This window comes from Palleronia marisminoris (assembly GCF_900172315.1).
GTDB lineage: Bacteria > Pseudomonadota > Alphaproteobacteria > Rhodobacterales > Rhodobacteraceae > Palleronia > Palleronia marisminoris.
This window is the reverse complement of sequence record NZ_FWFV01000001.1, coordinates 234,470-258,853: the sequence shown is the minus strand read 5'-3', so window position 1 is coordinate 258,853 and position 24,384 is coordinate 234,470. Positions and strand designations below refer to the sequence as shown.

The window sequence follows — 24,384 nt, the reverse complement described above, 5'->3', positions numbered from 1 at the left end:
GTTGAAGCGCTCAGACAGCTCCGAACGTGCCGGGCAGGGCGCCCTCGGCTTCCATCTGCCGAAGCGCAGCCTTGAGGTGCTTCTGGAAGGGCGGCGAGTTGCGGCGCGCGGTGACATATCGGCATAGGACCGCCGTCAGGAACGCGGAGTTGCGGCGCCCGGACCGGCGCAGCGTGCGCGTGAGGAAAGGCATGTGATCGCGTCGGGCGCGCAGCAAACGGTAGATGTCGACATGCCCCAGGCGCCCCGAGCCCAACCCTTCGATCATCGGGTGCAAGGCGCCGATTTCTTCCAATGTCGTCTCGAGCGGGCCGTCCTTCGGCGTGGTGAGGTTGTTTGCCCGCAGGTGGGTCACGTTGCTTCCGGCGAAGAGGCTGGCATGGACGTGGTCCAGCGCCCGCGACGGGTCGTAGAGCAGGAACGCGGCTTCGGCGGCTTCGATCATGTCTGGGGCGTAGGGGTAGCGCGGGCCCGGTCGGGACAGAAGCTGCTGATAGAACCGGCTGTCCCAGCCGGCGCGGCTGCGGTCGACCGTGGCCAGCGGTTCGACCAGAATGACCCGCGCACCGGGCGCCGTGACCGAGTAGGTTGCCGCCGCAAAGCCGCCGGGACCGGCGCCGTAGAAGATCACCCGGTCGTATTCGTCGAAGAACACATCGTCGGCGAGTTCGTCGAAATACGAGAACATCGCTTCGCTGCGGAACCAGCTGCGGCGCCTGGCCGCGACGTGGAGGATGGACCAGTTCTTGTCGTCGGCGAAATCGGCCGAGATCGGGACCCCGCTGTCGCGCGCGAGCGTGCGCCCGGTTTCTTCGAAAGTGACCAGAAGCGTCGCTCCCCGGGGGACGAAGGTGACGAAATGGTCGGAGTCGAGCGTCCGCACCGAACCGCGCGACCCGGCAAGGTCTGCAAGAGCGTCGTGCAGATCCTCTACCGTCCCTGGCCGCTCGAGATCGTGCTCGACCATTTCGTTCATCCAGCGCTCCACCCGTCACCTGTTCGGCTGTGACTACGTAGATCCCGTGTCGAGATTAAGGAAGCGGGATGCCATGGCGAAGGATTAACCGTGACCACCGGAATTTCACCGGTCGTGTTGTTGCGGGCCGTGCGCGCGGATACCCTATGAACCCCAGCGAAGGGAGCATCCCCGTGGCCCACCAAGATCCGCCCGCGGCAGTCGGCGCCCGGCGCTACAGTGACCCCGACACCGGGATCGTCCTGCACCTGGGCGTGCACTGCACGGATGACGAGAAGCTGATCTGGTCGCTCAGGCGGGACAAGGGGATGCTTGAAGGGATGAACATCGCCGTGCCGCGTCGGCGGTTCTTCACCTCGATCCTGCGCGAGTTCACCACCCAGCGCCTGAAGGGCGCGCGTGCCGGGCTGGCCGATCAGGAAGAGCTGTTCCGCCGCCTGATCGGCACAACGCGGGTCGAACGGTTGGTGCTGAGCTACGACAGCTTCCTCGGTGCGCCTGACCGGATCTGCGCCGACGGCACGCTCTATCCGCAGGCGGGGCGCAAGGCGCTGGATTTGCATAACCTCTTTCCCGACAACAGGATCGAGTTCCTCTGCGCCGTGAAGAACCCGGTGACGTTCCTGGCCGACCTTTACCGGCGGGTGGATGACGGCGGCAGCTTCGATGACTTCGCGGAGCGGATCGACATGTCCCGCTTTCGCTGGTCCGATATGATCGCCCGGATACGCGACGCGACGCCGGACGTACCGATCACCGTCTGGGCCAACGAGGATACGCCCCTCGTCTGGGGCGATGTGCTCCGCGCGGCGGCCGGGGTCGCGCCGGATCACGCGATGACCGGCCGGTTCGACGTCGCTCGCTCGATCTTGACGGACGAAGGGTGTGCCGCCTTCGATGCCTACGTCGCGCAAATGCCGCCCAGGGACGACCGACAGGCCGCGCGCGTGCTCGAGATCTTCCTCGACCGGACCGCCCGGCCGGCCGAGATCGAGGAGCCGCTGACGCCCTCGGGACTTTCGGACGCTGCGATCGACACGCTGACCCGTCGCTACGAAGAGGATCTTGGGCGCATCGCGTCGATGCCCGGAGTGACGTTTCTGGCCCCCTGAACGCATGCGGCCGGTCATGCCACGAGCTCGTGGCAAATGCGGCTGCTAGCGCCTTTCCGCCCGTTGATATGCGATAACAGGGGGGTGTTGGGAACGCCGGGCGCATCCACTTGTTCTCCACCCACATTGTTTCGGAGGAACCCAGGGATGAAACGAACTTTGAAAGCCACGACGGCGCTGCTCGCCAGCGTCAACTTGGCGGTGCCGCTGCCCGCTCTGGCGCAGGCCGAGGCCGACGGGCGCCAGGCGCTCGACCGGGCCGTGGAAGCCTGCGCGCTTGATACGGGCTCGGACGAGTGCCGAGCAGCGACCGACGATGCAACGAGTCAGGGCGTAACCCCCGAGGACATCGAGGCCGGTATCGCAGCAGAAGCCTCGGGCGAGGCTGCACCTGAGACTCCGGCGGCGCCTGCCGAGGCTGAGGCCTCTGCTGATACCGATGTCGAAGCGGAGGCGACCGCGTCCGAGCCGTCCGAAGCGATGGACGCCCCCGATGAGAGCGCAGCGCCCGAAGCTCCGGCCGAGCCCGAGACCACCGCTCCGGTTGAGGACGAGCCTGTGACCGAGATGCCGGCAGACGCCGAGCCAGAAGCGCCCCAAGCCCAGGATTCTCCGGAATCGGCTGTGGAAGAGGAACTGCCTTCGGAGCCGGTTGTGGACGAGGAGATGCCCTCGGAAAGCGAACTCCAGGAAGGTCTTGCGAACGACGCACCGGACGCTAGCGCAAGTTCCGCGCCCGAGACAGAGACAGAAGCTGAAACCGCGACCGACGCCGAGGCCGATGCTGCGCCCCCCACCGAAACGTCCGAGGGCGATACGGCAGGCGATCTTCCCTCCGAGGATGAACTCCGCCAAGGGCTGTCGGCTGAAGCCGGAGCCGGAGCCGGAGCCGACGCCGAAGCTGAGGTGGATGCAGGAGCCGAAGCTGACGCCGAAGCCGAAGCCGAGGCGACCGCCGACAGCGAAGCGACCGCAGACGAAGCCGAGGCGATGACCGACGCCGAAATGACCGAAGGCGAGGCCGACGCCACGACGGAGGGCGACGCGACGTCGACCGCGGCAGAGGCCCCAGCAGATGGGTCCGAAACGACCGGCGCCGAGACTGAGGCCCAGGGCGAAACCGGTGCGACCGCTCAGACCGATGCCGAAGCCGAAGCTCTGGCCGGCACTGCTCCGGTCGCCGCCGCGGCCGCCGAAGATGCTCAGGTCGTCGAAAGCACCAGCGACACGGTGACCGCAGAAGAGGCCCGGACGAGCAACGAGGACTTCGACTCCGCCATCTCGCGTGATGCGAGCCAGCAGACCCAGGCTCAGGCGCAGACGGATCGGTCCGAAGCCGATGATGACGACGATGACGGGCTTTCCAACCTCGAGAAGGCGCTGCTGGTCGGCGCGGGTGCCCTCGCCGTGGGCGCGATCCTGAACAATCGCCGCGTCGTCGCGTCGTCGAACGACCGTGTCGTCGTGTCGGGTCAGGACGGCGGCTACCAGCTGATCAAGGACGACAACGCCCTGCTGCGCCAGCCCGGCGCCGAGGTGCAGACCGAAACCTTCGACGACGGTTCGACCCGCACCACGATCAGCTACGACGACGGTAGCCAGGTCGTGACGATCCGCGACGCCGATCTTCGCGTCGTGCGCCGCGTCCGGGTTACGCCGGATGGCCAGCGGATCACGCTGATCGACGACCTGAACCAGAACATCCAGCCGGTGGACGTCAGCCAGTTGCGCCAAAGTGCCCTGCAGTCGAGCACGGTCGATCTGAACGACGAGGCGGCTCTGCGCCAGGCCCTTGCCGTCGACAGGAATATCGACCGGGCCTACTCGCTCAGCCAGGTGCGCAACATCTCCGAGGTGCGCCAGCAGGTTCCGGCTGTCGATCTCGAGGCGATCACCTTCGACACCGGCTCGGCCGCGATCCGGCCCGAGCAGGCCGAAGCGCTGCGTGAACTGGGAACCTACATCCGCGAGACGATCGCGGACAATCCGCGGGCGATCTTCCTGGTCGAGGGGCACACGGACGCCGTGGGCAATGCTGCCTACAATCTCGCGCTGTCGGACCGGCGCGCGGAATCGGTCGCCCTGGCGCTCGGCGAATATTTCGACGTGCCGACGTCGAACCTCGTGGTGCAGGGCTATGGCGAGCGCTTCCTGAAGCGCCAGACGCAGGACGCCGAACGCGCGAACCGGCGGGCCAGCGTGCGCAACATCACGCCGCTTCTGCAGGTTGCCGCCGCGAACTGATCCGTCTGGATCGCGAACACGGGGCCGGCGCGGTAAACCGCGCCGGCCTTTCTCGTTGCCCGGGTGCAACTGCGGTGGCCGCGGCCTAGGTTGAGACGCCGAGCTGGAGGCATTCATGCAGACATCCGATTTCGACGACATCCCCGCCATTGCGCAAGCCTGGCACGCGGCCGGAAAGGGCGCGGTCCTGGCGACCGTGATCGAGACCTGGGGCTCGGCGCCGCGCCCCGTGGGAAGCCAGCTTGCTGTCTCGGGCGCGGGCGAGATCGCGGGCTCGGTCTCGGGCGGCTGCGTCGAGGGCGCGGTCGTGGTAGAGGCGTTGGAGGCCGTCGAAGAAGGTGGCGCGCGGGTGCTGGAATTCGGGGTCGCGGACGACGAAGCCTTTGCCGTGGGCCTGGCCTGCGGGGGGCGGATCCGGGTGTTGGTCGAACCCGTGCGCGACGGCGACCTCTCTCCCGATCTGTTGGATGATCTCGTCGCGGCCCGGTCCGCCCGCCGCCAGGTTGCTTACGTGGTGGACACGGAAAACTGGGACCGGCGCCTAGAGGGGCCGCCTGCCCATGCCGACCGCTTCCGGCTCGATCGGTCGGGGTTCGAGGAAGACGGGCGGACCTTCGTCGCCATCCATAACCCGCCCTTGCGCATGGTCGTCGTCGGCGGCGTGCACATTGCGCAGCCCCTGATGCAGATGGCGCGGTTGGTGGGATATGACGCAGTGCTTGTGGACCCCCGCGAGAGTTTCGCCAGCGCCGCACGCTTTCCCGGCGAGACGCTGATCCACGACTGGCCGGACGAGGCGCTGGCGGCCCACGGTCTCGATCCGCGGACGGCGGTGGTGACGTTGACCCACGATCCGAAGCTCGACGATCCCGCCATCGAGGCGGCGCTGGCCTCGGAGGTGTTCTACCTCGGCTGCCTCGGGTCGACCCGGACCCACGCCAAGCGCGTCGCGCGGCTGGAGGGAAAGGGCTTCGGCGCCGACCGGATCGCCCGCATACACGCGCCGGTGGGGCTGAATATCGGCGCGCGCAGTCCGTCCGAGATCGCCTTGGCCGTCATGGCCGAGATCACGCAGCGGCTGAGGAAAGGCTGATGGAGTTCGGCGAAGTCCGCGTGCGCGATGCCTTGGGCGCGATCCTTGCACATTCCCACCGGGTCAAGGACGGCCGCATCCGCAAGGGCCACGTGCTCGGCGCCGACGAATTGGCGCGACTGGAGGCGGCGGGCATCCACGCCGTGGTGGTGGCGCGTCCCGGTCCACAGGATCTGACCGAGGATGCCGCGGCCGCGCGCATTGCCGCGGCGCTGGTTCCCGATCCGGCAGCCGCCGGGCTGCGTCTGACCGAGGCCGCGACGGGGCGGGTGAACGTCTATGCCACCGGCCCTGGGGTGGTGCGGATGGATGCGGCGGCGCTCCACCGGTTGAACCTGATCGACCCGATGGTGACGGTCGCGACCCTGCCGCCCTTTGCGCGGGTCGAGGCCGGCACGATGGTGGCGACGGTCAAGATCATCTCATACGCGGTGCCCGAACTCTCGGTCGAAAAGGGCGCGCGGGTCGCCCGCAATGCGCTGAGCGTCGCGCCGGTGGTGCTGCGTGATGCGACGCTGATCGTCACCGACATGGGCAGCGGTCCGGGCAAGGGCGAAGCGGCGGTGGCCACGCGGCTGGACAGGCTGGGAATGCGGCTCGCCGACGTGAGGGTCGTCGCCCACGATGCAGCGTCGATCGCTGCGGCCCTCCGCGCAGTCAAAAGCGATCTTGCGCTGGTGCTTACCGCGTCGGCCACGTCCGACATAGGGGATGTGGGGCCCGAGGGTCTCGTTGCGGCAGGCGGGCAGGTGGTGCGGTTCGGGATGCCGGTCGATCCGGGGAACCTGCTGTTCTACGGCAGCATCGGTGCGCGCCCCGTGATCGGCCTGCCGGGCTGCGCGCGGTCCCCGGCGCTAAATGGTGCGGATTGGGTGCTCGAGCGGATCTGCTGCGGGCTCGAACCATCGGGGGACGAGATCGCGGCAATGGGCGTGGGCGGATTGCTGAAGGAAAGCCCGTCCCGCCCGCATCCACGTGCGGGCTGAGGACGGCGACCCAAATGAAAACGCCCGGCCGCAACGGGACCGGGCGCGGATCGCATCGACAGGCTTGCCGAATTAGCGGCTGGGGCCGATCATCATCACCATCTGGCGGCCTTCCATCTTCGGGAAGTTCTCGACCTTGCCGACTTCCTTGGTGTCCTCGGCCACCCGCTCGAGCAACTCGCGGCCGAGGTTCTGGTGCGCCATCTCGCGGCCGCGGAACCGCAGCGTGACCTTCACCTTGTCGCCGTTCTCGAGAAACTTGAAGACGTTGCGCATCTTGACGTCGTAGTCGTGCTGATCGGTGTTGGGGCGGAACTTCACCTCCTTCACCTCGATCGTCTTCTGCTTCTTGCGCGCTTCGGATTCCCGCTTCTGCTGTTCGTACTTGAACTTGCCGAAGTCCATGATCTTGCAGACGGGGGGGGAGGCGTTCGGCGAGATCTCGACCAGGTCCAGCCCGGCGGCCTCGGCCAGTTCCATCCCGTGTTCGGGCGTCACAACGCCTACATTCTCGCCGTCGGCTCCGATCAGGCGGATCTCGTTGGACCGGATCCGTCCGTTGACGCGTGGGCCGGTGTCGCGCGTGGGGGGCGCATTGTGGGGTCTGCGGGCGATGGGGGTGTCCTCTCTCTAGACAAATGCTGTGGCAACAAATTAGCGGGGGCCGGCCCTTGTTTCAAGGCGCTTACGGACCCCTCCGCGCTGTCGGGCGTTGGAGCGTGAAAGCCGTGGAAGCGGCGGCAGTGATATAGGAGAATTCAATGATCACGCGCATGACATCCCTCGCCGCTCTGGTCGCAGCTGGCATGACGCTGGCGGCCTGCCAGGAAGAGGAAGCCGAGGTCACGACCGAGGAAGAGGTCACCACCGAAGAGGCTGGCAACGAGGTCGACATGGAGCCGGCCGATACCGAGGTGGTGGAGACCGAAGCCGAGCCCGAGGCGGTCGAGGCCGAAGGCGAGGTTTCCGAAGCCGAGAGCGAGCTCGTCGAAGCCGAAACCGACACGGTCGTCGTGGAAGAGGGCGAGACCGCTGCGGAAGGCGCCACCGGCGACACGGCGGCCGAGGTCGAGGAGAACGCCACGGCACCGATCGAGACTGACATGCCCGAGCAGCCGGACGCCGAGACTGCGGCCGAAGTCGATGCGCAGGCGGCGGAAGTCGATGCCGAAGCTACGGCAAGCTCTGACGCCAGTGCGGCCGAAGTCGAAGCGACCGCGGCCGAGGTCGAAAGCACCGCCGGCGCCGCGGGCGGCAGCGACGCGGGCGGCAGCGACCAGGACATCGAGGACCTTCTCACGACCGAGAATTTCCAGCCCGATGAGGTCGTCACCTACCTTGAAACGGCGGATATCGACGACAACACCCGCGAAGCGCTGACCCAGGCGGTCGAGCAGGTGGACACGTCGGATGAAGCGGCTGTCAACGCGCTCATCTCCCGCCTGGAGATCGCGCTCGGCATCCAGGCCGACGCGGGGGGCCAGCCGGCTGCTACCACCGAGTGATTGCAAAATGCCGGTCTTCCCAAGGAGGACCGGCCATTTCGCACGGGGATGAGTTGCGGGCGGCGGGTCATACGGGAACCTGCCGCCCGCGTCATTTTCAGCCGACGAAGGCCTTTTCGACCACGTATTCCGCAGGCTCGCTGTTGGCGCCCTCTCGCAGGCCGTAGCCTTCGAGGATCTCCTTGATGTCGTTGTTCAGACCCAGCGATCCACAGACCATGGCGCGGTCGGTATCGGGCGACATGCCCTCGATGCCAAGATCGTCGAACAGGTCTCCGGACTTCAGCAGGTCGGTGATCCGGCCCATCTTGGGCGACTGCTCGCGCGTCGTGGTCGGATAGTAGACCAGCTTGTCCACCCCGCCTTCGGTCAGCTCTCGCAGCATCTCGTCCGACTTGACCTCTTCGACCAGCTGCCGGCCGTATTCCAGGTCGGCCACGTCGCGGCAGGTGTGGGTCAGGATGACCTGGTCGTAATCCTCGTAGGTCTGCGGCTCGCGGATCAGGCTCGCGAAGGGGGCGATCCCGGTGCCGGTCGAGAAGAACCACAGCCGTTTGCCGGGCAGCAGCGCGTCATGGACCAGCGTGCCGACGGGCTTGGGGCGCAGGATGATCTGGTCGCCCGGCTCGATATGCTGGAGGCGCGAGGTCAGGGGGCCGTCCTCGACCTTGATCGAATAGAACTCGAGCTCGTCGTCCCAGGCGGGCGAGGCGATGGAATAGGCGCGCAGGAGCGGCTTTCCGTCCTCTTTCAGCAGCCCGATCATCACGAACTCGCCCGACCGGAACCGCAGCGATGCGGGACGGCTGACGCGGAACGAAAACAGCTGGTCGGTCCAGTGCTTCACCGACAGGACGGTCTGCGCATCGGGAAGTGCCTTGGGTTTGGCGGCGGTGGCGGTGGTCATGTCGTTCATGTGCTCTTGCCGGACGGGTCCGGCCCTCTCTTACAGGGGGATATCTGGCGGCGAAAGGCGGCGTTCAGCCGCGCAGACGGCTCTGGTAGTCGTGGGCCTGCCATGCGGCGCGGCGCTGCCACTGGTCTTCGGGCTGGCGGGCGGCGAGGTCTTCGCTGATCTCGACTTCATCGAACCCCGACCGGCGGGCCATCGCGTACTGGTCGGCGATGAGATGCCCCTTGGCGCGCAGGCGGCCGTCATAGCCCTGGCGGCGCAGCTGACGGGCGATCGTGAAGCCGCGCCCGTCCGAGAAGCTGGGGAAATCGACGCGGATCATCGCCACGCCGCCCAGCTTGCCCTCGAGCTGCGTCGGGTCGGTATCGGACGTCACGTCCAGCGCCAGGCCGCGGCCGGCCTCGTCGCTGGGGTGGTCCTGCAGCGCGGTATAGCCCGCCTGCCAGTCGTCGTCGCGGAAACCTTCGTCGGTGACGATGACGCTCATGCCGCGTCCTCCTTCTTGATGCGGACCATCTTGCCGTCGACGAAATGGATGCCGCATTCTTCCTTGTCCTGCCCGCGCCACCGGCCGGCGCGCTCGTCCTCGCCGGGGTTCACCTTCGAGGTGCAAGGTGCGCACCCGATCGAGGGGTATCCCTGGCTGACCAACGGGTGCTTGGGCAGCTTGTTGTTGTCCATGTAGTCGCGCGTATCGTCGCGCTGCCAGTGGACCAGCGGATTGATCTTGATGCGGCCGGTCCCGGCCTCTTCCTCGAAGAAGTCGAGCTCCGTGCGCGCACCGCCTTGGTATTTCTTCCGCCCCGTGATCCAGGCGTCGAACCCGCCGAGAGCGCGGGCGAGGGGCACCGTCTTGCGGAAGTTGCAGCAGGTGTCCGGGTCGGTGACGTTGAGCTGCCCGTCGGGGTCCAGCCGCGCGACATCGTCCAGATCGGGGTGCAGGACGCGCACATCGGTGAGGCCGAGCTTCTTCGCCACGGTGTGCTGGTAGTCCAGCGTCTCGCGGAACAGCATCTCGGTGTCGAGGAACAGGACCGGCGTGTTCGGGTTCACGACCGCCACGAGGTGCAGAAGGGCTACGGACTCGGCCCCGAAGGACGAGACCATCGCCACCTTCCCGACGTCCCGGTCCTTCAGCGCGTGTCGCAGAACATCGATCGCGGCATGGTGCGCGTATCGTTTGTTCAGTTCCGCGACGCGGCTTGCGACCGGAATGTCGAACGCCTCACGCCGCATTTTGCTTGGCCTTCTCGGGGTAGAGCGCTTCCTTGAACGGCTCCATGCCGACCCGGCGATAGGCCTGCAGGAAAGTCTCGCCCTCGTCTTCGCGCAGGTCGAGATACTTCAGCATGATGCGCTCGATCGCCGGGACGATCTCGTCATAGGCGAAGCCCGGGCCGGTGCGCGTGCCGATGGCCGCGTCCTCGGAGCCGTCGCCGCCGAGCGTGATCTGGTAGTTCTCGACGCCCGCCCGGTCGAGGCCGAGAATCCCGATATGGCCCACATGGTGGTGGCCGCAGGCGTTGATGCAGCCCGAGATCTTGATCTTCATCGGCCCGATCTCGTGGGCGAGCTTCAGCTCTTCGAAGCGGGTCGCGATCTCCTGCGCGACGGGGATCGAGCGGGCCGTGGCCAGCGCGCAGTAATCCATTCCGGGGCAGGCGATGATGTCGCTGACCAGTCCGATATTTGCGGCGGCGAGGTCGGCCTCCTTCAGCGCCGCGTGGATCGCGGGCAGGTCGGCGCGGTTCACGTGGGGCAGGATGACGTTCTGCTCATGGCTGATGCGCAGCTCGTCATAGGCGTAGGTCTCGGCAAGGTTTGCCATGACCTCCATCTGGTGCGCCGTGGCGTCGCCCGGCGTCGCGCCCGGCTTCTTCAGCGAGATCGACACGATCCCGTGGTCGTCGCGCTTGTGCAGCTCGACGTTGGTGTCCACCCAGGCGCGGAAGACGGGGTCGTCGTCATAGGCCGCCTGATACGCGGACAGGTCGGAATCCTTGTAGGCCGGCGGAGCAAAATGCGACTGGATCTCGCCAAGGATCTGCTGGTCGACGCCCGTGAAGTGCGGTCGGATCTCGGCAAAGCGTTCTTCGACCATGCGCCGGATCTCTTCGATCCCGGTCTCGTGCACGGTGATCTTGAGGCGCGCCTTGTACTTGTTGTCGCGGCGACCGAGCAGGTTGTAGACGCTGACGATGGCCTCGCAATATGGCAGAAGGTCGGCCTCGGGAATGAACTCGCGCACCACCTGGCCGATCATCGGCGTCCGGCCAAGACCGCCGCCGGCGAGGACCTGGAAGCCGATCTCGCCGTCTCTCTCGACGATCTGGATGCCGATGTCGTGCGACCGGATAACGGCGCGGTCATGGGTGGCGCCGGTAATAGCGATCTTGAACTTGCGCGGCAGGAACTGGAACTCGGCATGGTCGGTGGACCATTGGCGCAGCAGCTCGGCATAGGGCCGGGGATCGCGGATCTCATCCTGCGCGGCACCGGCGAAATGGTCCGAGGTCACGTTGCGGATCGTGTTGCCGGAGGTCTGGATCGCGTGCATCTCGACATCGGCGAGCGCCTCTAGGATGTCGGGCACGTCCTTCAGCTTGGGCCAGTTGTACTGGATGTTCTGGCGCGTGGTGAAGTGGCCGTAGCCATTGTCCCACCGGGAGGCGATCATGCCCAGCTGCCGCATCTGCCGGCTGGAAAGCGTGCCGTAAGGGATCGCCACCCGCAGCATGTAGGCGTGGAGCTGCAGGTAGAGGCCGTTCATCAGGCGCAGGGGCTTGAACTCGTCCTCGGTCAGGCTGCCGTCGATCCGGCGCTCGACCTGGGCGCGGAACTGGCTGACGCGCTCGCGCACGAAGGCTTCGTCGAAGTCGTTGTACTTATACATGATTCAAATCTCTGCCTGCTTGCCGTGGGGATAATTCGACGGGCCGCGGGTGCGGAACGTCTCACGGAAGTGGGTGGGTTCGGGGCCGTTCTCGCCCGCCTTCGCGTCTGCAAGATAGGCGCCGACGACATGATCCGGCTGGCTTTGCGCGTGGATCAGGCGGTCCTGCGCCACGGCTTCGTCCTCGATCAACTCGGCCTCGGACATGTTGGGCGACCAGCGGTCGTCGGCGGTCAGCCAGACGGCGTCGCCCTCGAGAAGCCGGTTGGCGGTGATGACTTTCGGTGTGAAGGCGCGGGGCATCAGAAGGCCTCCTGAAGGGCGGTTTCGGGCTGTGAGACGTCCGCAGGACTTGTGTGCGACTCGCGGATCGTATGACTCGAACGGGGCGCCAAGCCAAACAGGACGAGGGCGGGTCCGGTCAGCCCGGCTTCGGTCAGCTTGGGCTCGAGGTTCGACAGGGTCGTGGCCAGCACCCGCTCGTCGGGGCGCGAGGCGTTCTCGATCACGGTGACGGGCGTTGCCGGGTCGGCGCCGTGCATCAGGAGGCGCCCCTGGATGAAGCGCGCGGCGCGCTTGCCCATGTAGATCGCGGCGACCTCGTTCGGTTTTGCAAGCTGCGCCCAGTCGTGATCGGCGAAGCCCTTCATGTCGTGCCCCGTAAGGAAACGGACGCTGGCGTTGCGGCCGCGGCGGGTCAGGCTCTGCCCGATCGAGGCGACCGAGGCCGAGGCGGCGGTGATGCCGGGCACGACGGACCACGACAAGTGCGCTGCCTCGACGGCCTCGACCTCTTCATCGAGACGACCATAGATGGTCGGGTCGCCGGACTTGAGGCGCACGACCTGCGCGCCATCCGCGACATGGCGCACGATATGGGCGTTGATCTCGTCCTGGGGCGTGTGGCGGCCGAAGCCTTCCTTGCCGACGTCGATCATCAGCGCCTCGCGCCGGGCGAGTTCAAGGATCGCGGGCGTCACCAGCCGGTCGTAGATCACCACGTCGGCGGCATCGAGCGCGCGGCGGGCCTTCATCGTCAGAAGCTCGGGATCGCCGGGGCCGGCGCCGACGAAGGCGACGTGGCCGGGGCGGGAGGTGCGGGCGAGGTGGTCGCCCAGCAGGCGGTCGAGCGTGGCGCGCACGACCGTCTCGCCGCCCTGGGCATGGGCGCGGGGGCCGTCGCGGTCGTAATAGTCCGCCCAGAAGTCGCGGCGGGCGCGGCCCATCGGCAGCGCGTCGGCCATGTGGCGGAAGGTCTTGCCGATCCGGGCGAGGGGGCCGAGGACCGTGGGCAGACGCTCTTCCAGCTCGCGCTTGATGGTGCGGGCGAGGACGGGGGCGGCGCCTTCGGTGCCGATAGCGACGGTTACCGGGTCGCGGTCGACGATGGCGGGCGTGATGAATTGCGAGCCCTGCAGGTTGTCGACCATGTTGACCAGCGCGCCGTCGGCGCGGGCAAGTTTCGCGACGCGGGAATCCTCGGCATCGTCGTCGTTCGCGGCGTAGAACAGCGCGGCGCACATGGCGTCGCCGGGCTGGGCGCGGCGGCGGACGAGGCGCAGGCGGCCCTCGGTCGCCCAGGCGGCGATCTCGGGCGCGGGGTCGGCGGCGAATACGGTCAGGTGCGCCTGCGTCTTGAGCAGCAGGCGGAGCTTGGCCAGCGCAGCCTCGCCCCCGCCCGCCACTACGACGCGGCGACCCTCGAGATCGAGGAAGACGGGAAAGTGCTTCATGGTGCGCTCCGGGTTTCGGTTACGTCCGACTTAGAACATTATCCCCCTTCCTTGCAGGGGTGCGGCGTATATAAGGAACGGGTGTTCCAGAGGACGCCCCGTCCGGGCCAAGTGTTCGCAGAGAAGGAAGAGTTGCGGATGGATGTTCGCCTGGACGATCTGGACCGGAAAATATTGCGCGAATTGCAGCGCGACGCGGGGCAATCGCTGGATGAAATCGCCAAGGCGGTGGCCAGCTCGAAGACCCCGGTGTGGAACCGGATCCGCAAGATGCGCGAGGCGGGGATCGTGGGCACGCAGACGGTTTTGCTGGATGCCGAGGCGCTGGGGTTCGACGCCTGCTTCTTCGTGCTGATCCGCACCAGCGAGCACGAGCGGGACTGGCAGGAGAAGTTCCTGACTGCGTTGCGCGTCCGTCCCGAGGTGCAGGAGGCGCACCGGCTGGCCGGCGATATCGACTACATCCTGAAGGTCAGGGTCCCGAACGCGCGGGCCTATGACACGTTCTACCAGGCGCTGATCGCAGAGGTGAAGATACACAACGTCACTGCGCTTTTGTCGATGGAAGAGCTGAAATTCACGACTGCGCTGCCGCTTTAGGCGGTCTTTGCGTCGTCGGGAAGCGCCGCCCACCAGTCGGCGTAGCTGGAGTTCCACGGGGCCGTGCGCGTCTCGTCCGGGGCGCCGTCGTCCCACCAGACGGGGCCACGTTCGCCCAGATCGTGCTTGGCGGCGTCGACGTGGGCACGCGCGTCCTTTGTCTCGGCCTCGGTTTCGGCGCGGAAGACGTCGCGGCGGGCCTGCATCAGGCGTTTCACGGCGGCGCGGCGGTCGGTGTCCGACAGGCGCGGGTCGGTCTTGCGCCAGAGGCGGCCCTTGGCGACGAAGTAGCGGCCATCCGGGGTTTCCGGGTGGTCCTTGCGCATTCAGGCGCTTTCGTATGCCGCGAGCGCGTCGATCTCGGCCTTCGTCAGGGACGTGGTCGCCGTGACGGTGCCGTCATCGGATGTCTCGATGCGGATGTCCGAAAGTTCGAGCAGGACCTTGCGGGTCGAGAGGTCTCCGTAGCCGCCGGTGCCGACGACGACCTTGTCGGTGTCGCCTTCGAGGATGAGCACGTTGTCGATCGTGCCGATCCGGTCGCCCGATGCACCCATCAAGGGGGCGTCCACGAGGTCATCGGTGCCAAGATCCTCGAGGTCGCTGACCTCGGCCGGGTTCTGCGGCTCGGTCTCCTGGGCGAGCACGGGCAGGGCCGGGCCGAGGATGAAGGGCAGGACGAGCAGGTGACGCATCGGGGTCTCCTTTGTCGCGTTGGAACCGGTCAACCCGTAGGCCCGGGGGCGCGTTCCCTCGATTTGGAACATGTGCCCCCGGAAGAGTCTAGCGATTCAGGCGATGCTCGATCAGGTCGTCCACCACCTCGGGCTCGGCGAGGGTGGAGGTGTCGCCAAGGCTGTCGTGCTCGTTCGCGGCGACCTTGCGCAGGATGCGGCGCATGATCTTGCCCGAGCGGGTCTTGGGCAGGCCGGGAGCGAACTGGATGAAGTCGGGCTTGGCGATCGGGCCGATTTCCTTGCGGACCCAGTCGGCGAGTTCCTTCTTCAGGTCGTCCGAGGGGTCGTGCCCGGCCATGAGCGAGACGTAGCAATAGATGCCCTGTCCCTTCACGTCATGGGGGACGCCGACCACCGCGGCCTCGCTGACGGCCGGGTGGGCGACGAGGGCCGATTCCACCTCGGCCGTGCCCATACGGTGGCCCGAGACGTTCAGCACGTCGTCGACGCGACCGGTGATCCAGTAATAGCTGTCCTCGTCCCTGGTGCAGCCATCGCCCGAGAAGTAGTAGCCCTTGTATTGCTGGAAATACGTGTTCTCGAACCGCTCGTGGTCGCCATAGACGGTGCGCATCTGGCCGGGCCAGCTGTCGGCGATGGCAAGGATGCCCTCGACGCCGTTGCCGTCCTTTTCGGTCCCGGCTTCGGGGTCGAGGACGACGGGCTTGATGCCGAAGAAGGGCAGGGTGGCCGAGCCGGGCTTGGTGGGCGTGGCACCGGGCAGCGGCGTCAGCATGTGGCCGCCGGTTTCGGTCTGCCACCAGGTGTCGACGATGGGGCAGCGGCCCTCGCCCACGACCTTGTCGTACCAGTTCCAGGCCTCGGGGTTGATGGGTTCGCCCACGGTACCCAGCACCTTGATGGATGAGCGGTCGTACTTGGTGACGAAGTCGTCGCCCTTGCCCATGAGGGCGCGGATCGCGGTGGGGGCGGTGTAGAACTGTGCGACCTTGTGGTCCTGCACGATCTTCCAGCAGCGGCCGGCGTCGGGATAGGTCGGAACGCCCTCGAACATGAGGGTCGTCGCGCCGTTCGCGAGGGGGCCGTAGACGATGTAGCTGTGGCCCGTGACCCAGCCCACGTCGGCGGTGCACCAGTAGACGTCGCCATCCTTGTAGTCGAACGTGTATTCGTGGGTGATCGCGGTGTAGAGCAGGTAGCCGCCCGTGGTGTGCACCACGCCCTTGGGCGCGCCGGTGGAGCCTGAGGTGTAGAGCACGAAGAGGGGGTCTTCGGCGTTCATCTCGACCGGATCGCAGTGGTCGTCGACGCCGTCTTCCATCTCGTGCAGCCAGTGGTCGCGGCCTTCGACCATGTTGCAGGGCTGGCCGTGGCGCTTGACCACGAGGACCTGCGCGTCGTGCGTGACCTTGTCCATCGCGCGGTCGGTGTTGCCCTTCAGATCGGTGACCTTGCCGCCGCGGGGGGCGCCGTCGGAGGTGATGACGACCTTCGCCTCGCAACCGTTGACCCGCTGCGCCAGCGCGTCGGGCGAGAAGCCGGCGAAGACGACCGAATGGACCGCTCCGATCCGCGCGCAGGCGAGCATCGCGTAGGCCGCCTGCGGGATCATCGGCAGGTAGATCACCACGCGATCGCCCTTTTCCACGCCCATCTTCTTCAGGACGTTGGCGAACTTGTTCACGTGGGACGACAGCTGCTTGTAGGTGATGTGCTGATCGCTGCCGTCATCCTCGTCCGGGACCCAGATGATCGCGGTCTGGTCGCCGCGGTCCGTCAGGTGCCGGTCGATGCAGTTGGCGGCGACATTCAGCGTACCGTCCTCGAACCACTTGATCGACACGTTGCCGTAGTCGAACGAGGTGTTCTTCACCTTGGTCGGCGCCTTGATCCAGTCGAGGCGCTTGGCGTGTTCGCCCCAGAAGCCGTCGGGGTCGTGGATCGAGCGGGCATACATCTCGTCATAGCGGGCGCGGTCGATATGGGCGCTTGCGGCGAAATCGTCTGACGGGGCGTGCATTTTCTGGTCGGTATCAAGCATGTCGGCTCCTCCTCCGGTTTGCTTCGAGGTAGCGGAAGCGGGTCATATGGCGAGGTATTCCTGCCGCAACTCTTCATTCTCGAGCACCTCGGACGCGGCGCCGTCGAAGACCACTGACCCAGTGTCGAGTATCACCGCCCGGTCCGCGATCTTGAGCGCGGCGATGGCGTTCTGCTCCACCAGGATCGTGGTGATCCCCTGGTCGCGGATGAGGTTCAGCGTCTTGGCGATCTCCTGCACGATGACGGGGGCGAGCCCCTCGTAGGGCTCGTCCAGCAGCAGCACCTTGATGTCGCGGCAAAGCGCGCGGCCGATGGCCAGCATCTGCTGCTCGCCACCCGACAGGGTCACGCCCTCTTGCTTGCGGCGCTCGCCGAGGCGGGGGAAGAGTTCATAGATGCGGTCGATCCCCCAGCCCTTGGGCGGGGCGATCTGGGCCAGTTGCAGGTTTTCCTCGACCGTCAGGCCCGCGATGATGCGGCGATCCTCGGGGACGAGCTGGATGCCGGCGGCGGCGGCCTCGTGGGCCTTCATCTCGTGCAGGGGCTGGTGGTCGAGCCAGATCTCGCCGTGCTTCAGTTCGGGCGTGCCCACCCGGGCGATGGTGCGCAGGGTCGAGGTCTTGCCGGCGCCGTTGCGGCCCAGAAGGGCGAGGATCTCGCCCTCGTGGACGTTGAAGCTGACATCCTGGACGATGTAGCTTTCGCCGTAATAGCCGTGGATGTTGGCGACCGACAGGAAAGCTGGCGCGGTCGCGGCGCGGTTGGCGTTCGGATTGAAGCCGTCTGATGTTGCGGGCTTGTTCATCGCGTTTCCTTTCAGACCTCGGCTTCGCCCAGATAGGCTTCGCGCACCTTCGGGTGGCCCTTGATGTTCTCGGGGATGTCCTCGACCAGGGGGGTGCCCTGGGCCAGGACCGTGATCCGGTCGGCAAGGCTGAAGACGACGTGCATGTCGTGCTCGATGATGCACATCGTGACGTCGCCCTTGGCCTTGATGGTCTTCAAGAGGTCGATCGTGTTGTTGGTGTCGGCGCGGGCCATGCCGGCCGTGGGTTCGTCCAGCAGCAGGAGCTTGGGCTTCTGCGACAGGCACATCGCCATTTCCAGCCGCCGCTTGTCGCCGCGCGACAGGGACGAGGCCACCACGTCGCGCTTTTCGAACATGTTGACCTCGCGCAGCATGCGTTCGGCCTGATCGACGATGCCGGTCTCGCTGTCCGTGCGCTCGAACGCGTGCATCCGGAACGACCCGTCGCGCTTGGCGAAGCAGGGGATCATCACGTTCTCGAACACCGTCAGGTCGGCGAAGATCTCGGGCGTCTGGAAGACGCGGGAGATGCCCATCTGGTTGATTTCGTGCGGCTTGCGGCCCAGCACCGAGTTGCCGTCGAACATGACCGACCCGGTATCGGGCACCAGCTTGCCGACGAGGCAGTTCAGCAGCGTCGACTTGCCCGCGCCGTTGGGGCCGATGATGGCGTGGCAGGTGTTTTCCTTCACGCTGAGGTTCACGTCGCCCAGGGCCTGCAACCCGCCGAAGCGCTTGTTGACGCCTTTGACTTCAAGGATTCCCATCGTTGCGTCTCCTTATTCCGCGTTGCGCTTCTGGGCGGCCTGCTGTTCGACCGGACCGGACTTGCGGTCGCGGCGGAAGACCGTGGCGATCCGCTTGCCGCCTTCGACAAGGCCGCCCGGCAGGAAGCACACGATGAGCATGAACATCAGGCCCAGCGTCAGGTGCCAGCCCTTGCCCACGAAGGGGTGGACGATGGTCACGAGCGCGTTCTCGATCCCGTCGGGCATGAAAGCGAACCACTGGTGCAGGACGCCGTCGTTGATCTTCGAGAAGATGTTCTCGAAATACTTGATGAGGCCGGCGCCCAGCACCGGGCCGATCAGGGTTCCGGCACCGCCGAGGATGGTCATCAGGACGATCTCTCCGCTCGCGGTCCACTGCATCCGCTCGGCCCCGGCAAGGGGGTCCATCGAGGCCATGAGGCCACCGGCGAGGCCGGCATACATGCCCGAGATCACGAAGGCGGCGAGCGTGTAGGGACGCGGGTTGAGGCCGGTGTAGTTCATCCGCTGCTGGTTCGACTTCACCGCCCGCAGCATCATCCCGAAGGGCGAGCGGAAGATGCGGATCGCCATGTAGAAGGCCAGCACCATGACCACGGCGCAGAAGTAGTAGCCGAAGTTGAAGTCGAAGGACCAGCCGCCGACCCGGACGGTTTCGGTCGCGCGCATGGTGATCCCGAAGAGGTGGGGCATGTCGGGCGACCCGGCCGCGCGCAGCCATTGCGGGTCCGAGGTGTAGACCTGCAGGCCGGTCTCGCCGTTCGTGATGGGCGTCAGGACCGAGTAGGCCAGTGCAAAGGACATCTGCGCGAAGGCCAGCGTCAGGATCGAGAAGTAGATGCCCGACCGACGCAGCGAGATGTACCCGATCAGGAGCGAGAACAGCGCCGCCACGATCACCGCCAGCACGAGGCCCGGCAGGACGTTGTAGTTCAGCAGCTTGAACATCCACACGGTCGAATAGGACCCGACCCCGAGGAACGCGGCGTGGCCGAAGGACAGGTAGCCCGTCAGGCCGAAGAGGATGTTGAAGCCGATCGCGAGGATCCCGAAGATCACGAAGCGCTGCATCAGGTCCGGATAGCCCGCGTTGAATTGCGCGAGGCTCGACCCTTGCGGGAACGGGTTGAGGATGATCGGCGCGGCCATGGTCAGGATCAGCACGACGATCATCAGCGTCACGTCCCGGCCCTTGAGGCCCAGGAAGCCCCCGGTCGAGCGGCTTTCGCGGTTGGTGGTGGCCCCGGCGGCGGTGTGTTGGGTCTGGTCGGTCATGTGATTATTCCTCCATCACGCCCTTGCGGCCCAGAAGCCCGCGGGGACGGGTCAGGAGCACGACGATGGCGACGAGGTAGATGATGATCTGGTTGATCCCCGGCACGAGGCCGATCGCCCAGGTGGTCGAGGCGAAGCTTTCGAGGATGCCCAGCAGGAAGCCCGCGAGAACAGCGCCGGGAAGCGAGCCCATGCCGCCGACGACGACCACGACGAAGGACAGCACCAGGAAGTCCATGCCCATGTGATAGTTCGGCGGGTTGATGGGGGTGTACATCACCCCTGCCAAGCCTGCGACGGCCGCGGCGATGCCGAACATGATGGTGAAGCGCTTGTCGATGTCGATCCCGAGGATGCCCACCGTCTCGCGATCGGCCATGCCGGCGCGGACCACCATCCCGAAGGTGGTGAACTGCAGGAAGCCGAACACGGCGGCGATGATCGACAGCGAGAAGAGGAAATAGACCAGGCGCCAGATCGGGTAGATGATGACGTTGGGATCGAAGCCCAGCATCACGCCGAAATCCATCGAGCCGCGGAACACCTCGGGCGCGGGCGTCGGGATCGGGTTGGCACCGTAGAAATACTTGATGACCTCTTGCAGCACGATCGCAAGGCCGAACGTCACGAGGATCTGGTCCGCGTGGGGGCGCTTGTAGAAATACTTGATGAGGCCGCGCTCCATTATGAAGCCGACGAGCAGCATGACCGGGATCGCGAAGAGGATCGACAGCGGCACCGCCCAGTCGATGATCGAGGCGCCGATCTCGGGGCCGAACCAGGCCTCGGCGTAGGGCGTCTGGACCTCCATCGGGTTGCCGAGGAAGTCGGTCCGCGTCTCGTCGATGGTGATGAAGCTGGCGCTGAGGATGCGCGACAGGGTCACGGCGCAGAAGGCGCCGATCATGAACAGCGCGCCATGGGCGAAGTTGACGACACCAAGCGTGCCGAAGATGAGCGTCAGCCCCAGGGCGATCAGCGCATAGGCCGATCCCTTGTCCAGGCCGTTCAGAATTTGGAGGAATATGGCATCCATGGGTGTCGCCTCGGGTCGAGTGAGGGCGATCCGGCGCACGAGATCTGCGCGCCGGCCACCGTTTCGGTCGAACTGCGGGATCGGGGCGGCGTCAGGGCCGCCCCGTCGGGCTCAGGCGCCCGGGTTGCACTCGCCCAGGTCGCCGCCGGCGAACATCGGGTGGTCGGGCTCGTAGGTGACGGCCTCGGTCGGGGTGACCTCGACGATCTCCACCAGGTCGAACTCGTTTTCCGGGTTCTCCTTGCCGCGGGTGACGACCACGTCCTTGAAGCACTGGTGGTCTTCGGCGCGGTAGAGGGTCGGGCCGTTGCCCATGCCGTCGAACTCGAACCCTTCCAGGGCCTCGACCACGGCGCAGGGATTGAAGCTGCCGGCACGTGCCACGGCATCCGCGTAAAGCAGCGTCTGGACGTAGCAGGTATGGGCGGCCTGCGAGGGCGGGAAGCCGAACTTCTCGCCGAAGGATTGCACGAAGGCGTTGGTGCCCTTGTAGCGCTCGCCCAGCTGGTTCTCGAGCTTCCAGTCCCAGTTCTGCGAGCCGGGGATGCCGGCGATGTTCTGGCCCGCACCGCGTGCCATCAGCTCGGAGTAGAGCGGCACGACGATCTCGAACTGCTTGCCGTTGGCCTGCGCCTCCTTCAGCCCGAACTGCACGGCGTTGGTGAGCGAGTTCACCATGTTGCCGCCGTAGTGATTCAGGAACAGTACGTCCGCCCCCGATTGCAGGACCGGGGTGATGTAGGACGAGAAATCCGTCGCGGCGAGCGGGGTGAGGACGTTGTTCACCGTCTCCCAACCCATGGCCTCGGTGGCGGCCTGCATGGATTCCTGCGTGGTCCAGCCCCAGGTGTAGTCGGCCGTCAGGTGGTAGGCCTTGCGGTCGGTGCCGTAGAGACGCTCCAGAACCGGTCCCATCGCGGCGGCGGACTGGTAGGCGTTGAAGAAGTGGCGGAAGCCGTTGGCCTTGCGGTCCTTGCCGGTCGTGTCGTTCGAATGCGTGAGGCCGGCCATGAAGATGATGCCGGCGTCCTGGCACAGACCCTGAACGGCGACGGCCACGCCCGAGGACGAGCCGCCCGAGATCATGATGGCGCCGTCCTTCTCGATCATCGAGCGGGCAGAGGCGCGCGCCGCGTCGGACTTGGTCTGCGTGTCGCCGGTGACGTATTCGACCCGCTTGCCGTTGATGCCGTTGCCCTGCAGCGCGTCGGACGAGAACGTCTGCAGCATCCCGCCGTCGCCCTCGCCGTTCAGATGCTCGACCGCGAGCTCGAACGCGCGCAGCTCGTCGGCGCCCTCGTCGGCATAGGGGCCGGTCTGGGGCACGTTGAAGCCAAGCGTCACCGTGTCGCCGGTGGGCGCATTGGCAAAGCCCTGCTCCTGCGCCCAGGCGGCGCCTGTGAACAGCGTCGGCGTGGCAAGTGCTGCACCCGTGGCGGCACCGGTCTTGATCAGACCCCGGCGCGTCAGATGGGACTTGGACATGAAACTCCTCCCTTCATGCTATTATTCGGAACGCCAGCCGCTGGCTCCTCCCGCGGCTGTCGCTCCGGTGTCCGTGTTCGGACTGGTTCGAGTTGAGCCCGGTTGCCGCGACAGGTGCAACGTCTTGCAAAGACCTTGCACGAGATCGGTAAATGTCTGGACGTCGCGGCGCGGCATTTTGTAAATGTCTTTTCAGGGCGGCGCAGAATGGAAGCGCGGATGGAGAGTGGACGAGCAGGGGCGCGCATCCGGGCGCGCCGGGCCGACAGGGGCATCAGCCAGGCCGAGCTTGCGCGGCGGGCCGGGATCTCGGCCTCGTATCTGAACCTGATCGAGCACGACAAGCGGCCCATCGGCGGGCGCGTGCTGAACCAGATCGCCCGCGCGCTGGGAACCGACACGACCCGGCTTGTCGAGGGTGCCGGGCCGGACCTCGAGCGGGCGCTGCGCCGCGCGGCCAACGCGCTGCCGACCGATCCCGCGCCCGAATCCGACCGGATCGAGCAGCTGACGACGGACTTCCCCGGTTGGTCCGCGCTGATCGGCGCGCAGTCCCGGCGGATCGCCGCGCTGGAACGGCAGGTGGCCGAGCTGGGCGACCGCATGGCGCACGATCCGGTCCTGTCGGCGTCGGTCCACGACATCCTGTCGGCGGCGACCGCGATCCGCTCGACTGCCGCGATCCTGAAGGACGGCGACCTTGCCGCCGAATGGCTGGAGCGCTTCCACCGCAACGTGGACGAGGACAGCCGCCGCCTGGCCCGCACCGCGCAGGGTCTGGCCAGCTACCTCACGGCCGGGGAGGGCGCGTCGCACGACGCCGTCAGCCCGCAGGAAGAGGTCGAAGCCTGGCTCGCGGCGCGCGACTTCCGCGTTGCCGGCGACGAGGAACCGAACGCGCAAGGCCTGAGCGAGCAGGGGCGCGCGGCGCTGGCCGCCTATCTGGCGGAGGTGCGGGCCGATGCCGCCGCGCTGCCCGAGGAGCGGCTGCTAACGGCGTTCGGACTGGCGGGCGATCCGCTGGCGCTTGCGCGAACGCTCGGCCAGCCGGCGGGGCGGGTGATGCGGGCGATCGCACGGCTGCCGGTGGCGGCGGTCGGCGGGCCGGTGGGGCTGGTCGAGTGCGACGGCTCGGGGGCGATCCTGTTCCGCCGCCCGGTTCCGGGGTTCGAGATGCCGCGCTACGGCGCGCCCTGCAGCCTCTGGCCGCTTTACCAGGTGCTGCTGATGCCGCAGGCGCCGCGCCGGGACGCGTTGCGCCAGTTCGGCGCCGACAGCCGCCCGGTCGAGACGTGGTGCGCCGCCGAGATTGACCACCCCGAGGGTTATGGCGGCCCGGCGGTGGCGCGGATCACCATGCTGATCCTGCCGGAACCGGACGCCGATCCCGCCCCCAGCGTCGGCGCGACGTGCCGCCTCTGCCCGCGCGAGGGGTGCGCGGCCCGGCGCGAGGCGGCGATCCTGTAAAGCGTTTTGACAAGGGCGCGCTCCGGCGGCCATAGTCCGGCAAGCTCATGCGCGGGGGGAAACGGCGCGGGCAGAGGAGGAGGGTCGGTCTTGACCGACAGGCAGCACGTTCTTCTGATCGAGGACGAGCCCAACATCATCGAAGCGATACGCTTCCTGCTGGCCCGCGACGGCTGGCATGTCTCGACCCACGGCGAGGGCCGCGGTGCGGTCGAGGCCGTGCGCCAGCGGGCGCCGGACGTGGTGATCCTGGACGTGATGCTGCCCGACCGGTCGGGATACGACATCCTGTCGGACCTGAAATCCGACCCGGCCTTGGCGCGTCTGCCGGTCCTGATGCTGACCGCGCGGGGCCAGTCGAAGGAGCGCGAGATGGCGCTGCGGATGGGCGCGGACCTCTTCATGACCAAGCCGTTCTCGAATGCCGAGATGCTGGAAGCCGTCCGCGGCCTCGTGCGGCCCCGGTCCGAGACGCCGTGAGCGCGCCCGGCGATCCGCCGTTCCTCGAACGCCGGAGCTACCGGCGCCGCCGCCTGTCCGACGCCGCGCGGGCGCTGCCCATCTTCGGCACGGTGCTGTTCATGCTGCCGGTTCTCTGGGCTGCGGGGCCGGGCGGCACGACGGCGCGCAGCGGGCTTTACCTGTTCGGCTGCTGGTTCGTCCTGATCGTGATCGCGGCGGCGCTGTCGCGTCCCCTCACGCGGATCGCCGAGGCGGCGCGGGACGACAAGGACGACGCCCGCTGAC

At 67.0% G+C, this 24,384-nt stretch carries 25 protein-coding genes; 9 read left to right on the top strand and 16 right to left on the bottom strand.

Translation table 11 applies throughout. From position 1 onward, the window contains the following. Positions 1–10 precede the first annotated feature (10 nt). A complete protein-coding gene (locus PAM7066_RS01250) occupies positions 11–976 on the bottom strand; it encodes a hypothetical protein (RefSeq protein WP_085852300.1) in 966 nt (321 codons plus the stop codon). Positions 977–1,149: 173 nt separating this feature from the next. On the opposite strand from PAM7066_RS01250, the gene PAM7066_RS01245 reads away from it, so the two are divergent. The 4 genes from PAM7066_RS01245 to PAM7066_RS01230 all read left to right on the top strand — a co-directional run bounded on the left by PAM7066_RS01245 (position 1,150) and on the right by PAM7066_RS01230 (position 6,411). Then, positions 1,150–2,088: a hypothetical protein gene (locus tag PAM7066_RS01245; RefSeq protein ID WP_139214926.1), complete on the top strand. Its 939-nt coding sequence runs from the start codon at positions 1,150–1,152 to the stop codon at positions 2,086–2,088. A 147-nt stretch (positions 2,089–2,235) separates the two neighbouring features. Then, a complete protein-coding gene (locus PAM7066_RS01240; RefSeq protein WP_085852298.1) occupies positions 2,236–4,332 on the top strand; it encodes an OmpA family protein in 2,097 nt (698 codons plus the stop codon). 115 nt (positions 4,333–4,447) lie between these two features. Beyond that, entirely contained in the window at positions 4,448–5,425 is a 978-nt protein-coding gene (locus PAM7066_RS01235; protein ID WP_085852297.1) for an XdhC family protein, read from the top strand. Further along, on the top strand, positions 5,425–6,411 hold the full coding sequence (locus PAM7066_RS01230) for a molybdopterin-binding protein (protein WP_085852296.1): 987 nt from the start codon (positions 5,425–5,427) through the stop codon (positions 6,409–6,411). Before PAM7066_RS01235 ends, PAM7066_RS01230 begins: the two co-directional genes overlap by 1 nt. A 72-nt stretch (positions 6,412–6,483) precedes the next feature. On the opposite strand, the gene infC is transcribed toward PAM7066_RS01230, so the two are convergent. Next, positions 6,484–7,026, bottom strand: coding sequence for a translation initiation factor IF-3 (gene infC, locus PAM7066_RS01225; RefSeq protein ID WP_085852295.1), 543 nt, complete (start codon positions 7,024–7,026; stop codon positions 6,484–6,486). 146 nt (positions 7,027–7,172) lie between these two features. On the opposite strand from infC, the gene PAM7066_RS01220 reads away from it, so the two are divergent. Beyond that, on the top strand, positions 7,173–7,916 hold the full coding sequence (locus tag PAM7066_RS01220) for a hypothetical protein (protein WP_085852294.1): 744 nt from the start codon (positions 7,173–7,175) through the stop codon (positions 7,914–7,916). A gap of 97 nt (positions 7,917–8,013) precedes the next feature. On the opposite strand, the gene PAM7066_RS01215 is transcribed toward PAM7066_RS01220, so the two are convergent. From PAM7066_RS01215 to cysG, 6 genes are all read right to left on the bottom strand, one after another. Then, entirely contained in the window at positions 8,014–8,832 is an 819-nt protein-coding gene (locus PAM7066_RS01215; protein ID WP_085852293.1) for a ferredoxin--NADP reductase, read from the bottom strand. Between the two features lie 64 nt (positions 8,833–8,896). After that, positions 8,897–9,316 (bottom strand): DUF934 domain-containing protein, encoded by a 420-nt coding sequence (locus PAM7066_RS01210; RefSeq protein ID WP_085852292.1) that lies wholly within the window; start codon positions 9,314–9,316, stop codon positions 8,897–8,899. Continuing rightward, positions 9,313–10,065, bottom strand: coding sequence for a phosphoadenylyl-sulfate reductase (locus PAM7066_RS01205; RefSeq protein WP_085852291.1), 753 nt, complete (start codon positions 10,063–10,065; stop codon positions 9,313–9,315). Before PAM7066_RS01205 ends, PAM7066_RS01210 begins: the two co-directional genes overlap by 4 nt. Then, entirely contained in the window at positions 10,055–11,722 is a 1,668-nt protein-coding gene (locus PAM7066_RS01200; RefSeq protein ID WP_085852290.1) for a nitrite/sulfite reductase, read from the bottom strand. Before PAM7066_RS01200 ends, PAM7066_RS01205 begins: the two co-directional genes overlap by 11 nt. 3 nt (positions 11,723–11,725) lie before the next feature. Continuing rightward, positions 11,726–12,025, bottom strand: coding sequence for a DUF2849 domain-containing protein (locus PAM7066_RS01195; protein ID WP_085852289.1), 300 nt, complete (start codon positions 12,023–12,025; stop codon positions 11,726–11,728). Further along, on the bottom strand, positions 12,025–13,455 hold the full coding sequence (cysG, locus tag PAM7066_RS01190) for a siroheme synthase CysG (protein WP_085852288.1): 1,431 nt from the start codon (positions 13,453–13,455) through the stop codon (positions 12,025–12,027). Before cysG ends, PAM7066_RS01195 begins: the two co-directional genes overlap by 1 nt. A gap of 138 nt (positions 13,456–13,593) precedes the next feature. Between cysG and PAM7066_RS01185 the strand changes: the two genes are divergently transcribed. Then, positions 13,594–14,055: an Lrp/AsnC family transcriptional regulator gene (locus PAM7066_RS01185; RefSeq protein ID WP_085852287.1), complete on the top strand. Its 462-nt coding sequence runs from the start codon at positions 13,594–13,596 to the stop codon at positions 14,053–14,055. On the opposite strand, the gene PAM7066_RS01180 is transcribed toward PAM7066_RS01185, so the two are convergent. The 8 genes from PAM7066_RS01180 to PAM7066_RS01145 all read right to left on the bottom strand — a co-directional run bounded on the left by PAM7066_RS01180 (position 14,052) and on the right by PAM7066_RS01145 (position 22,170). After that, on the bottom strand, positions 14,052–14,381 hold the full coding sequence (locus PAM7066_RS01180; RefSeq protein ID WP_085852286.1) for a hypothetical protein: 330 nt from the start codon (positions 14,379–14,381) through the stop codon (positions 14,052–14,054). The two genes, PAM7066_RS01185 and PAM7066_RS01180, sit on opposite strands and share 4 nt — an antisense overlap. After that, positions 14,382–14,750 (bottom strand): PRC-barrel domain-containing protein, encoded by a 369-nt coding sequence (locus PAM7066_RS01175; protein WP_085852285.1) that lies wholly within the window; start codon positions 14,748–14,750, stop codon positions 14,382–14,384. A gap of 88 nt (positions 14,751–14,838) precedes the next feature. Then, on the bottom strand, positions 14,839–16,794 hold the full coding sequence (gene acs, locus PAM7066_RS01170; RefSeq protein ID WP_085852284.1) for an acetate--CoA ligase: 1,956 nt from the start codon (positions 16,792–16,794) through the stop codon (positions 14,839–14,841). Between the two features lie 42 nt (positions 16,795–16,836). Then, positions 16,837–17,601 (bottom strand): ABC transporter ATP-binding protein, encoded by a 765-nt coding sequence (locus PAM7066_RS01165; RefSeq protein ID WP_085852283.1) that lies wholly within the window; start codon positions 17,599–17,601, stop codon positions 16,837–16,839. Between the two features lie 11 nt (positions 17,602–17,612). After that, complete coding sequence (locus PAM7066_RS01160; protein WP_085852282.1) at positions 17,613–18,371, bottom strand: ABC transporter ATP-binding protein; 759 nt, start codon at positions 18,369–18,371, stop codon at positions 17,613–17,615. Positions 18,372–18,383: 12 nt separating this feature from the next. Further along, positions 18,384–19,547: a branched-chain amino acid ABC transporter permease gene (locus tag PAM7066_RS01155; protein WP_090928667.1), complete on the bottom strand. Its 1,164-nt coding sequence runs from the start codon at positions 19,545–19,547 to the stop codon at positions 18,384–18,386. Between the two features lie 106 nt (positions 19,548–19,653). Then, complete coding sequence (locus PAM7066_RS01150) at positions 19,654–20,685, bottom strand: branched-chain amino acid ABC transporter permease (RefSeq protein ID WP_085852280.1); 1,032 nt, start codon at positions 20,683–20,685, stop codon at positions 19,654–19,656. A gap of 111 nt (positions 20,686–20,796) precedes the next feature. Next, positions 20,797–22,170, bottom strand: a complete 1,374-nt coding sequence (locus PAM7066_RS01145; protein ID WP_085852279.1) for a substrate-binding protein — start codon at positions 22,168–22,170, stop codon at positions 20,797–20,799. A 219-nt stretch (positions 22,171–22,389) separates the two neighbouring features. Between PAM7066_RS01145 and PAM7066_RS01140 the strand changes: the two genes are divergently transcribed. The 3 genes from PAM7066_RS01140 to PAM7066_RS01130 all read left to right on the top strand — a co-directional run bounded on the left by PAM7066_RS01140 (position 22,390) and on the right by PAM7066_RS01130 (position 24,383). After that, entirely contained in the window at positions 22,390–23,637 is a 1,248-nt protein-coding gene (locus tag PAM7066_RS01140) for a helix-turn-helix domain-containing protein (RefSeq protein WP_175484538.1), read from the top strand. A 90-nt stretch (positions 23,638–23,727) separates the two neighbouring features. Continuing rightward, a complete protein-coding gene (locus PAM7066_RS01135; RefSeq protein WP_245749555.1) occupies positions 23,728–24,117 on the top strand; it encodes a response regulator transcription factor in 390 nt (129 codons plus the stop codon). After that, entirely contained in the window at positions 24,114–24,383 is a 270-nt protein-coding gene (locus PAM7066_RS01130; protein WP_085852277.1) for a hypothetical protein, read from the top strand. The genes PAM7066_RS01135 and PAM7066_RS01130 overlap by 4 nt, the downstream gene beginning before the upstream one ends. Position 24,384: the final 1 nt, after the last annotated feature.

Coding starts and splice junctions, on each gene's coding strand:
- PAM7066_RS01150 (WP_085852280.1), bottom strand. CDS start 20,685: ATGGATGCCATATTCCTCCAAATTCTGAACGGCCTGGACAAGGGATCG.
- PAM7066_RS01240 (WP_085852298.1), top strand. CDS start 2,236: ATGAAACGAACTTTGAAAGCCACGACGGCGCTGCTCGCCAGCGTCAAC.
- PAM7066_RS01250 (WP_085852300.1), bottom strand. CDS start 976: ATGAACGAAATGGTCGAGCACGATCTCGAGCGGCCAGGGACGGTAGAG.
- PAM7066_RS01215 (WP_085852293.1), bottom strand. CDS start 8,832: ATGAACGACATGACCACCGCCACCGCCGCCAAACCCAAGGCACTTCCC.
- cysG (WP_085852288.1), bottom strand. CDS start 13,455: ATGAAGCACTTTCCCGTCTTCCTCGATCTCGAGGGTCGCCGCGTCGTA.
- PAM7066_RS01230 (WP_085852296.1), top strand. CDS start 5,425: ATGGAGTTCGGCGAAGTCCGCGTGCGCGATGCCTTGGGCGCGATCCTT.
- PAM7066_RS01205 (WP_085852291.1), bottom strand. CDS start 10,065: ATGCGGCGTGAGGCGTTCGACATTCCGGTCGCAAGCCGCGTCGCGGAA.
- PAM7066_RS01235 (WP_085852297.1), top strand. CDS start 4,448: ATGCAGACATCCGATTTCGACGACATCCCCGCCATTGCGCAAGCCTGG.
- PAM7066_RS01210 (WP_085852292.1), bottom strand. CDS start 9,316: ATGAGCGTCATCGTCACCGACGAAGGTTTCCGCGACGACGACTGGCAG.
- PAM7066_RS01185 (WP_085852287.1), top strand. CDS start 13,594: ATGGATGTTCGCCTGGACGATCTGGACCGGAAAATATTGCGCGAATTG.
- PAM7066_RS01155 (WP_090928667.1), bottom strand. CDS start 19,547: ATGATCGTCGTGCTGATCCTGACCATGGCCGCGCCGATCATCCTCAAC.
- PAM7066_RS01160 (WP_085852282.1), bottom strand. CDS start 18,371: ATGGGAATCCTTGAAGTCAAAGGCGTCAACAAGCGCTTCGGCGGGTTG.
- PAM7066_RS01145 (WP_085852279.1), bottom strand. CDS start 22,170: ATGTCCAAGTCCCATCTGACGCGCCGGGGTCTGATCAAGACCGGTGCC.
- PAM7066_RS01195 (WP_085852289.1), bottom strand. CDS start 12,025: ATGCCCCGCGCCTTCACACCGAAAGTCATCACCGCCAACCGGCTTCTC.
- PAM7066_RS01165 (WP_085852283.1), bottom strand. CDS start 17,601: ATGAACAAGCCCGCAACATCAGACGGCTTCAATCCGAACGCCAACCGC.
- PAM7066_RS01220 (WP_085852294.1), top strand. CDS start 7,173: ATGATCACGCGCATGACATCCCTCGCCGCTCTGGTCGCAGCTGGCATG.
- PAM7066_RS01175 (WP_085852285.1), bottom strand. CDS start 14,750: ATGCGTCACCTGCTCGTCCTGCCCTTCATCCTCGGCCCGGCCCTGCCC.
- acs (WP_085852284.1), bottom strand. CDS start 16,794: ATGCTTGATACCGACCAGAAAATGCACGCCCCGTCAGACGATTTCGCC.
- PAM7066_RS01140 (WP_175484538.1), top strand. CDS start 22,390: ATGGAGAGTGGACGAGCAGGGGCGCGCATCCGGGCGCGCCGGGCCGAC.
- PAM7066_RS01200 (WP_085852290.1), bottom strand. CDS start 11,722: ATGTATAAGTACAACGACTTCGACGAAGCCTTCGTGCGCGAGCGCGTC.
- PAM7066_RS01180 (WP_085852286.1), bottom strand. CDS start 14,381: ATGCGCAAGGACCACCCGGAAACCCCGGATGGCCGCTACTTCGTCGCC.